The 10,774-nt window shown below is 42.0% G+C and carries 9 protein-coding genes; all 9 read left to right on the top strand.

All coding sequences use genetic code 11. The features are described from left to right. Positions 1 to 528 precede the first annotated feature (528 nt). The 9 genes from polA to dnaI all read left to right on the top strand — a co-directional run bounded on the left by polA (position 529) and on the right by dnaI (position 10,613). A complete protein-coding gene (gene polA, locus KOL94_RS10415) occupies positions 529 to 3,165 on the top strand; it encodes a DNA polymerase I (RefSeq protein WP_221566365.1) in 2,637 nt (878 codons plus the stop codon). Positions 3,166 to 3,237: 72 nt separating this feature from the next. Next, on the top strand, positions 3,238 to 4,062 hold the full coding sequence (mutM, locus tag KOL94_RS10410) for a DNA-formamidopyrimidine glycosylase (protein WP_221566364.1): 825 nt from the start codon (positions 3,238 to 3,240) through the stop codon (positions 4,060 to 4,062). A gap of 80 nt (positions 4,063 to 4,142) precedes the next feature. Then, complete coding sequence (gene ytaF / locus KOL94_RS10405) at positions 4,143 to 4,796, top strand: sporulation membrane protein YtaF (RefSeq protein WP_483298071.1); 654 nt, start codon at positions 4,143 to 4,145, stop codon at positions 4,794 to 4,796. A 10-nt stretch (positions 4,797 to 4,806) separates the two neighbouring features. Then, positions 4,807 to 5,397: a dephospho-CoA kinase gene (gene coaE, locus KOL94_RS10400; RefSeq protein ID WP_221566363.1), complete on the top strand. Its 591-nt coding sequence runs from the start codon at positions 4,807 to 4,809 to the stop codon at positions 5,395 to 5,397. Positions 5,398 to 5,583: 186 nt separating this feature from the next. Continuing rightward, positions 5,584 to 6,624 carry a glyceraldehyde-3-phosphate dehydrogenase gene (locus KOL94_RS10395; RefSeq protein WP_221566362.1) on the top strand — a complete coding sequence of 347 codons (1,041 nt, stop codon included), beginning with the start codon at positions 5,584 to 5,586 and terminating at the stop codon, positions 6,622 to 6,624. A 587-nt stretch (positions 6,625 to 7,211) separates the two neighbouring features. Further along, positions 7,212 to 7,592 (top strand): adenosylmethionine decarboxylase, encoded by a 381-nt coding sequence (gene speD / locus KOL94_RS10390; RefSeq protein WP_221566361.1) that lies wholly within the window; start codon positions 7,212 to 7,214, stop codon positions 7,590 to 7,592. Between the two features lie 193 nt (positions 7,593 to 7,785). After that, positions 7,786 to 8,247, top strand: a complete 462-nt coding sequence (gene nrdR, locus KOL94_RS10385; protein WP_221566360.1) for a transcriptional regulator NrdR — start codon at positions 7,786 to 7,788, stop codon at positions 8,245 to 8,247. Between the two features lie 62 nt (positions 8,248 to 8,309). Further along, positions 8,310 to 9,662, top strand: a complete 1,353-nt coding sequence (locus KOL94_RS10380; RefSeq protein WP_221566359.1) for a replication initiation and membrane attachment family protein — start codon at positions 8,310 to 8,312, stop codon at positions 9,660 to 9,662. 12 nt (positions 9,663 to 9,674) lie between these two features. Then, positions 9,675 to 10,613: a primosomal protein DnaI gene (dnaI, locus tag KOL94_RS10375; protein WP_221566358.1), complete on the top strand. Its 939-nt coding sequence runs from the start codon at positions 9,675 to 9,677 to the stop codon at positions 10,611 to 10,613. The last annotated feature ends 161 nt before the right edge of the window (positions 10,614 to 10,774 follow it).

The following is a 10,774-nucleotide window of genomic DNA, read 5'->3' as shown; positions in this document are numbered from 1 at the left end:
GTTCATGAAGTGATCTGCTAGGGTAATAATCAAACTAAGTACTAGATGCCAAGAATAGGGTTTAATGAACTTCGGTGTTGATTTCAAACGAAATTTACGACACTCCTACGGGAACAGCGAGCCAGGCGAGACCTCACAGCGCAGAATGCGCGAGGAGGCTCGCGGAATTGGGTTAATACACGGAAGTGATGTCTAGCTCAGCGACGTCTAGCTCAGCGACCAGTCACTTGGATCACTTCAAACTTCCTGCGGCGGCAACACATTGATTGACATCCTTATGAGTTAGCCCACGCAGAACCAAGTCTTTGTTTGGTTCGAGCCTCCTCGTCCGTTTTCCAGTGACCTACGTGCCTAACCGGGTCGCTATCACTTTTCGTTTGCCCGCGGAAAGGGAGTGAATTTCGCAGAAATCAACCTCATTATTTAAAAGCTCCCACAAGTACTTGACTCATCCCATGGCCCTCCCTTTTTCCCTTCTAAATCCAAACATGATAAAATGAAGCTAGTGTTGAACGAGGAGGAAATCGAATGAGCAAAAAGAAACTCGTTTTAGTAGATGGGAATAGTATTGCATACCGTGCATTCTTTGCGTTACCCCTTTTAAACAATGATAAAGGTGTGTACACGAACGCAGTGTACGGCTTCACAACAATGTTATTAAAAGTGCTGGAAGAGGAAGCGCCAAGTCATATGCTTGTGGCGTTTGATGCGGGTAAGACGACATTTCGTCACAAAACCTTTGATGAATATAAAGGTGGCCGGCAGAAGACACCACCCGAACTATCCGAACAATTGCCGTTGATCCGTGAATTGCTCGATGCTTTCGATATCAAACGATATGAACTGGAGCAGTACGAGGCGGATGATATCATCGGTACATTATCGAAGCAAGCAGATCCGAAGGAATGGGATGTAAAAGTCATTACAGGAGACAAGGACTTGCTTCAACTGGTGGACGATCATGTGCAAGTCGCTCTAACAAAAAAAGGCATTTCAGATGTGGATACATACGACTTGAAGCTAGTCGAGGAACGTTATGGCTTGGCGCCTGATCAAATCATTGACATGAAAGGACTTATGGGTGACAGCTCGGACAACATCCCAGGGGTTCCAGGTGTCGGTGAAAAGACAGCAATCAAGCTCTTGAAGGAATTTGGAACGATTGAAAAAGTGCTCGACTCAATCGACCAAATTTCAGGAAAAAAACTGAAGGAAAAACTTGAAGACAATAAAGAACAGGCTGAAATGAGTAAAAAGCTTGCAACAATTGAAGTGGAAGCCCCGATTGAAATCAAGCTCGACGGTTGTGAGTATGAAAATGAAATCTCTGAAAAAGTCATCAAACTCTTTAAGGAGCTAGGATTCAACTCACTATTAGACAGAGTGGACAGCGGCGCTGCTGAAGAAGCGGATAAACCGACTGAAGAAATCAGCTATGAGATTTTGGAAGAGGTTAAGGAAGCCGATTTCGGACAAAATGCTGCAATCGTCATCGATTGCTTAGCCGAAAACTATCACAACGCTGATATTTTAGGTATCGGAATTGTTAGTGATGAAGGGAAATACTTCATCCCGACAAATGTAGCATTGAAATCAGACTCCCTTATCGAGTGGCTTGAGGATGAAAAAGTAGAAAAGTATGCCGCTGATGCAAAACAAGCTATTGTATCACTTGCTTGGAAAGGCATCCGCTTAAAAGGTATCAAATTCGATGCATTAATTGCATCCTACCTGTTGAATCCATCCGACTCTTCACACGATATCGCCTCGATTTCAAACAGGTTTGGATTGAAGGGCGTATCAAGCAATGAAACCGTCTACGGGAAAGGTGCAAAGCAAAAAGTTCCGAATCAAGAGGCTTTAAGTGAACATATTGTACGTAAAGCGAATATGCTCCGTGAAGTGGTCCCCCATCTTCAAGAAAGCCTTAAGAAAAATGAACAGGATCAGCTCTTTTACGATCTAGAAATGCCTCTTTCCATAGTGCTCGGCGAGATGGAACAGCAAGGCGTCCAGGTCGATGTGAAACGATTGGAAGAGATGGGTGCTGAACTGAATGACCAATTGGAAAAGATCGAAGGTAAAATCTTCGAATTGGCAGGAACGGAATTCAATATCAATTCACCGAAACAGCTTGGTGAAATCCTATTTGAAAAAATGCAGCTGCCGGTCATCAAAAAGACGAAGACAGGCTATTCAACGTCAGCCGATGTTCTGGAAAAACTGAAGGATAAGCACGAAATCGTCGAAGAAATCCTTTACTACCGTCAGCTTGGTAAGCTTAAGTCCACATATGTAGAGGGGTTATTGAAAGTAGTGAATCGTGATACCGAGAAAATCCATACCCGTTTCAATCAAGCACTTGCCCAGACAGGACGATTGAGTTCGATCGATCCGAACCTGCAAAACATCCCGATTCGTCTGGAGGCAGGCAGAAAAATCCGCCAAGCATTCATACCATCGGAAAAAGATTGGGTCGTATTTGCTGCGGACTACTCCCAAATCGAACTTCGTGTTCTAGCCCATATTGCACAAGACGATAAATTGATTGATGCATTTAATAATGAGCTGGATATCCATACGAAAACCGCGATGGATGTCTTCCATGTTGAAAAAGACGAAGTGACTGCTGATATGCGGAGACAAGCGAAAGCGGTCAACTTCGGAATCGTCTATGGTATCAGTGATTATGGACTGTCACAAAGCCTTGACATTACACGTAAGGAAGCGGGACAGTTCATCGAGCGTTATCTGGAAAGCTTCCCAGGTGTCAAACAATACATGGATGATATCAAACAACAAGCGAAACAAGATGGGTATGTAACGACGATGTTGAATCGAAGGAGATATCTCCCTGAAATCACAAGCCGTAACTTCAATTTGAGAAGTTTTGCTGAACGTACAGCAATGAATACACCAATACAAGGGTCAGCCGCCGATATCATCAAAAAGGCGATGGTAGAGATGGCGAAACGTTTGAAAAAAGAAAAGCTGCAAACCAGAATGCTCTTGCAAGTACACGATGAATTGATTTTTGAAGCACCAAAAGACGAAATCGAAAAGCTTGAAAAAATCGTACCGGATGTCATGGAGCATGCAGTTCAATTGGATGTTCCATTGAAAGTAGATTACTCATACGGAAACACGTGGTACGACGCAAAATAATACAATCCAGGTACCCGGTCTTCTGAATACAGGGCCGGGTGCCATTATGATTTTTAGATAGGGAGATCAGAAATGCCTGAATTACCAGAAGTAGAAACCGTTCGACGCACATTGGAAAACCTCGTGCTAGGAAAAACAATAGAAGATATCACTGTAAAGTGGGCAAAAATCATCAAACATCCAGATGATTTAGCCGAATTCAAATCCTTGTTGGTCGGGCAGACGATCCGTTCAATAGGGAGAAGAGGGAAATTTTTAAAAATAATTCTCGACGATGTTGTCCTGGTTTCTCATTTGAGGATGGAAGGTCGTTATGTTTATGTAGAAAATGGGGAGGAAGCAGATAAGCATACGCATGTGATCTTTTCATTCACGGATGGATCAGAACTTCGTTACCGTGATGTCCGCAAGTTTGGGACCATGCATGTTTATCCGCTTGGAGAGGAAGAGGCTCATTTACCGTTATCTCAACTAGGTCCCGAACCTTTCGATCCCTCCTTCGAACCAATTGAACTCTGGAATAAGCTGCAGAAAACGACTCGTAAAATCAAACCCGTATTATTAGATCAGACTGTATTGGTTGGTCTCGGCAACATCTATGTAGATGAAGCGCTCTTTAAGGTTGGACTTAGCCCTGAAGCTGAGGCCAGATCGTTATCGAAAAAGCAAGTGGAAAAGTTGCATCAAGCAATTGTCGAAACGTTGATGGAAGCGGTCGAGCAAGGAGGCAGCACGATCCGTTCCTATGTAAATTCCCAGGGGGATATGGGGATGTTCCAGCAAAGGTTATCCGTTTATGCCCGGAAAGGGGAACCTTGTTTGAACTGTGGAACCGAAATCATTCGGATTGTGGTAGGTGGAAGAGGCACACATATTTGTCCGAGCTGCCAAAAGTAATTGGGATAATTTCATGAAAATGTCGTACGTCGGATGGGCACCTTCCATATACTATCCTAGCGCTGAAGCAAGGAGGATGTATGGAATTGACAGGATGGGTAGCCCTATTGACTCTGACGATAGCTGTAAGCATGGACAGCTTCGGAGTTGGTGTAACATACGGTGTACGACGCATGAAAATTACGTATTTCTCTATCATTCTGATTGCACTCTGTTCTGCTCTGATGTTACTTGCCGCAATGAATGTTGGAACGATCATCAGTACATTCGTTTCTCCCGCTTTTGCCGGCAAGTTGGGTGGAATCTTGCTCATCGGTTTAGGCATGTATGTGTTATGGCAATTTTTCAAAAGTAGTGATGAACAGGAAGAAGCAACACTGAAGAAGAATGAATCAGAATACATTTGGAACATGGAAATCCGGTCGTTAGGAATCGTTATCCAAATTCTCAGGACACCTGCAGCTGCAGATATCGACCGTTCCGGAACGATTGCAGGTCTGGAAGCTTTATTGCTTGGATTGGCACTATCCCTGGATTCTTTTGCTGCTGGTCTAGGTGCCTCTTTACTCGGATTTCCACATTTAATGACGGCGGTTTTTGTATCATCAATGAGCGTTTTGTTCCTTGTCACTGGTATGAAGCTTGGGAGAGTGCTGTCGGCGTTACCGACAATGCGGTTAATCAGCTTTTTGCCTGGACTCATGCTGATCGTGTTAGGTATTTTCAAACTGTGAGGTGTTAGAATTGATTGTTGGTTTGACAGGTGGAATCGCAAGTGGGAAGAGTACCATTTCTGAAATGATCCAGGAGATGAATATCCCTGTCATAGATGCTGATAAGATCGCCCGGGAAGTTGTGCTGCCGGGCGAGCCAGCATACAAGCAAATTGTTGAATTTTTTGGAACAGAAATACTTGAAAAAGACGGTAGTTTGAACCGAAAAAAATTAGGCGCAGTCATATTTAATGATGAAGAGAAACGTTTGAAGCTGAACAGCATTGTGCATCCAGCTGTACGTTTACGGATGCTTGGACGCAGGGATGAGCTCTTGGAAAAGCACAAGTCTGTCGTCATGGATATCCCATTGCTTTTTGAAAGCAAATTGACCCATATGGTTGATCATACATTGCTTGTTTATGTGGATAAGGAAACCCAATTGAAAAGATTGATGGAGCGGGATCATTCGTCCTCTAAAGAAGCCTTATCACGCATCCGCTCTCAAATCCCATTGGGCGATAAGAAAAAATGGGCAGACGAAGTCATCGATAATAATGGAACGCTTGAAGAGAGCCTTCAGCAATTGATACATATATTTACTAAATGGGATATACTCTAAGAGAAACAGGATTCTCATTCGTCACTTTCATGTATATGTCGAAATTTTGAACTTTAGGGGCCGGGCACAGGCCTCTTTTTTCTATTATTAATAAATTAAGTGTTCCCTTTTACATATAATATGTTATACTAATTTTAGATTTTCAGAAAAAAGTATAGCACTTTATAGATAGTGGAGGGATTCAACATGAAAGCTAGAGTAGCGATTAATGGATTTGGTCGAATTGGACGAATGGTATTCCGTAAAGCGATGAAAAACCAACAATTAGATGTTGTTGCGATAAATGCAAGTTATCCTTCTGAGACACTAGCTCACCTTATCAAGTACGATAGCATTCATGGTACTTACGACCTTGAGGTTGAAGCAAAGGAAAATTCTTTGATTGTAGATGGGAAAGAAATCAAATTATTAAGCGACAGAGATCCGAAGCAATTGCCTTGGGCACAACTGAACGTTGATATCGTGATTGAAGCGACCGGAAAGTTCAAATCGAAGGAAACTGCTGGGTATCATCTAGAAGCGGGTGCAAAGAAAGTCATCATAACAGCTCCTGGTAAAGATGAAGACTTGACGATTGTTATGGGTGTAAATGATGCCGCTTACATTCCGGAAGAGCACCATGTTTTATCGAATGCTTCTTGTACGACAAACTGTCTTGCACCTGTCGTAAAAGTTCTTGATGAGCAATTTGGAATTGAAAATGGTGTAATGACGACAGTTCATGCATATACAAATGATCAGAAAAATATCGACAATCCACATAAGGACTTGAGACGTGCGCGTGCTTGTGGACAATCGATCATCCCGACTTCCACTGGCGCAGCTAAAGCGATTGCAAAAGTCATGCCTCAATTGGAAGGAAAGCTTCACGGTATGGCACTGCGAGTCCCGACACCGAACGTATCCCTCGTCGACCTTGTTGTCGATGTAAAGCATGATGTAACGGTTGAAAAAGTCAATGCAGCACTCGAAACGGCATCTAAAGGAACGTTAAGTGGAATTTTAGGATATACGAAGGATCCACTTGTATCGATCGACTTCAATGGAAATGAAAATTCTTCAATCATTGATGGAATGTCCACAATGGTCATCGAAGACCGCAAAGTGAAAGTTCTTGCGTGGTATGACAATGAGTGGGGATATTCTTGCCGAGTTGTAGATCTTGCAGAAAAAGTCGGAGAAACACTTGACGCCTTAACTGATAAGCGCTTGTCAGGAACTGCATAAATAACATGTTGATATGAAATACGGGATTGGTCTTAATGGCCAATCCTTTTATGATTTCCTCTTGATATGGTTGTTTCAGGTTTAAACGAAATTCACGATACTCTGCGGGAAAAGCGAGCTAGGCGAGACCCCGCCGTTTTTAAAAGGATCTTCGACTATAATAATGAACTTCGACTAAATACCACCACGTCCTGTGGTGAACGTCGGAGCCAGCATAAGAAAAGCTTCTAAGAATACCCATCGCAGACACGAAAATGATTTCATTTTTGTGTTGACATCTTGTGCAAGTGAGGAGGCTTACGGAAGTGAGTAAATGCAGTGAAGTGATAGCCAAGCATTTTTTGTACAAGTATGTATGAGTATGTCTAGGTGCTGAATTCGGTAGGTAGATAGGCAGGAAAAAATTTTCTTGCAAAAAAAAGAGAAAAGCAGTATACTGTTCATCGTGAACTTCAAGTTATAAGCAATATAGGAACTGGATACTACTTAAAGGGTTAGGACCTCTTTGGACTAACTTTCCCCCGTGGTAAAATTCCATTTCCGCATGCTTTTGAAGGCATGATTATTATTGAAGGGGGACTATGCAAATGGATACAATGGGACGTCATGTGATTGCTGAATTATGGGGTTGTGATGCAGAAAAGTTGAACAATATGCATTATATTGAACAACTATTTGTAGAAGCTGCACTGAAATCAGGTGCAGAGGTGAGAGAAGTAGCCTTTCACAAATTCGCACCTCATGGAGTAAGTGGAGTTGTGATCATATCTGAATCACATCTAACAATTCACAGTTTTCCAGAGCATGGTTATGCAAGTATTGATGTTTATACGTGTGGTGATCTTGATCCTAACGTCGCTGCAGATTATATCGCAGAAGCACTTGGAGCTGCATCCAAAGAAAATCTAGAAGTTCCAAGAGGTATGGGTCCAGTTAAAGTCGGCCAAAAAAAGGTCTCAGCATATTAATATTGACAATGACTATCAAGGTGTGCAGATGCACACCTTTTTTAATGGCGAAAAACCGTGGCTATTCTTGATCATATGAAAATATCTTGTCATGGGGTAACCTTTCCACTATCATTATAGTTAAGGATAATATTACAATTTGACTAAATATGACATTATATAAATTGAAGTTTTTCGATATGGGGTTGGTTAAATGCGTTGTCCACATTGTCAACATAACGGTACCAGGGTGCTAGATTCTCGCCCGGTCCATGGCGGACGTTCGATTCGCAGACGGAGAGAATGCGAAAAATGCAATTACAGGTTCACCACTTTTGAAACAGTGGAAGAAATTCCTCTTGTTGTTGTGAAAAAAGAAGGGACAAGGGAAGAATTTAACCGGGACAAGCTTTTACGTGGATTGATCAAGGCTTGTGAAAAGCGACCGGTACCACTTGAGGTTCTTGAAGAAGTCGTGAATACGGTTGAAAAAGATTTGCGAAATGATGGCTCTTCGGAAATCCAAAGTAAAGAAATTGGTGAACGGGTAATGGATCATTTAGCGAAGATTGATGAAGTAGCATACGTCAGATTCGCGTCCGTTTATAGGCAATTCAAGGACATCAACGTGTTTATCGATGAACTTAAAGATTTAATAAAACGAGAGAACGAGTAAAGAGCTTACATATACATAAGCTCTTTTTTCACTTACCAATTATGAATGTAAAGGTGAAGTAGATGGAAAATCATTGGAAAGAATTACTTCCTGTCGATCGCTTTCAAGTGTATAGCAGTGGACGGATACAAGCTGAAGAATTGAAAATGGTAACACTGTTGTATCAACCATTGGTAGGTGCCAAAGCATACAGCCTATACATGACCCTTTTCAGCGAAAACCTAAATGGAGCAACTTCACACCATACGTTGATGAAACAGACACAAATGAATATGCAGCAGATCTTTGAAGAACGGAAAAAGCTAGAGGCCATCGGACTATTGAAGACCTATCGGAAAAAGATTGAAGATGACCGCATTTTCATATATGAATTACAGCCGATTTTAAAACCGGAGCAATTTTTCCAGGACGATGTTTTGAGTGTCTATTTATATGGCCGTTTGGGAAAGCAAAGGTATCTTGAAGTCAGGAACCGCTTTATTTTCACAACTGAAACTCATGATGAATACGAGGATGTTACTGCTAGTTTCAACGATGTATTTTCCTCTTTACATGAATCCGAGATCAGAGCGGCGACAGACTCAGAGATCAACCAGTCCATTTCCCAAAATGACCGTGCGAAGAATACGGAAGGGAATGCTCCAAACTTTTCGGAGGATGACTTCGATTTCAATGCGCTTGTGCGGGACTTGAGCAGCTTCATCATACCATCAGAGGTTTTAACGGAAAGCATCCGGGAATCCATTCATCGCCTTGCGTTCATTTATCAAATTTCACCGTTGGAAATGAGCAGTATCGTACAACAAGCCTACTTCAGGGACGAACAGCTTACCCCGTACTCGTTAAGGCAAGAGGTCCAGCGCTGGTACAAGATTGAAAAACCAGGTCAATTACCACGTCTTAGTGAACGTAGGCAAAAGGAAAATTCGGTCCGTAATAATGAAGAAGAGTTAACACCACAGGAAATGATGATAAAGACGTTTGAAACGATATCCCCTCGTGCATTGCTAGAAAAATACAGCGAGGGAGGTCGTGCCGCTAGTGCCGATCTCAAGTTGATCGACTCAATCATGTTCGACCAGAAGCTTTCAGCAGGTGTCATAAATGTGCTGATCGATTATGTGTTGAATACAAATGATATGAAATTGATCCACGCTCATGTCGAAAAAATCGCAAGTCAGTGGAAACGTAAGAAAATTTCATCTGTAAGAGAAGCGATGGAACTTGCCCAAGCAGAACATAAAAGTTATCAATCCTTTAAACAACAGTCAAAGGCAGGAAGACCAGTCCAACAGAAGAATATCAGAAAAGACAAGCTTCCGAAGTGGATGGCCTCGCCTAAAACAGATAAGGAAAATCAACAGGTTTCAGAAACTGATGAAAAATGGCTTGAAGAATATTTGAAAGGACTATAGGGGGTGTACCATATGAAATCAATATCAGAATCAATGAAAGGTTTTGCTGATCGTCCGAAAGTAGAAAAAGAATTGATCGAAGTGAAGAAAAAGGTATTGGCGCACCCCGATTGGAAAGCTTTTCATCAGGCTCATCCCGAAATCACGAATCAAATGATCGATCGGAGTCTTCCAAGATTACTGGAGTTTGTGGAAGGATCTAAAAATTGTGAGAGTTGTCTTGACTTGGAGCGTTGTCAAAATATGCTGAAAGGGTATGAACCCCAGCTTTTCATCAACGGTCAAATCATTGATGTAACTTATAACCGTTGTCATAATAAAATTGCTCACGATGAGCTGGAGAATCTCCAATCGTTGATCAAAAGTTATTTCATTCCGAAAGATATTCTTTCAGCCACCTTTGAACAATTCGATAAGAAAGACACAGAGAGGTATCAAGCGACTTTAAAGGCAGCGGAGTTTGTAAAAGCTGTCACGAGTCCAGAAGGTTCATCCCAAGGTCTCTATGTCCATGGACAATTCGGAGTTGGAAAGACCTTTCTCATGGGTGCAATGGCCAACTCTCTCGCGAAGAGGAACATTCAGACGATCCTTGTATATACGCCTGACTTTTTCAGAGAAATGAAAACGTCAATCGGAGACCAAACAGTCGATGAAAAGTTGGATGTGATTAAGAAAGCGCCTGTATTGGTTCTTGATGATATTGGTGCGGAAACCATGTCTAGTTGGATCCGGGATGAAGTATTGGGATCAATTCTCCAATACCGTATGATGGAAAAGCTGCCAACTTGTTATACTTCTAATTACGATTATGAAGAGCTTGAGGAGCATCTTGCCTATTCTCAAAAAGGCGGGATTGAACAATTGAAGGCCAAACGGATTATGGAACGGATCAAGCATTTCACGACTCCGATCTCACTTGGCGGTGAAAACAGAAGAACACATAAATAGTCTAGAAGGGACTGTCTTAAAAGAAAAGTGTCAGACACCTCTAAGACAACATTTCCACGATTTTTCTCAAAATGTTGTTAAGTTGAGGGGTACTCAGCTACTTTTGGGACAGCCCCTTTTTTATACATTTGTTATTTTTAATGCGGAATTTACAGTCATGG

Origin of the sequence: Alkalihalobacillus sp. TS-13, from assembly GCF_019720915.1 — a bacterium.
Lineage (GTDB): Bacteria > Bacillota > Bacilli > Bacillales > Fictibacillaceae > Pseudalkalibacillus.
Note: the sequence above shows the minus strand (reverse complement) of the source record. Positions and strands in the feature narration are given on the sequence as shown.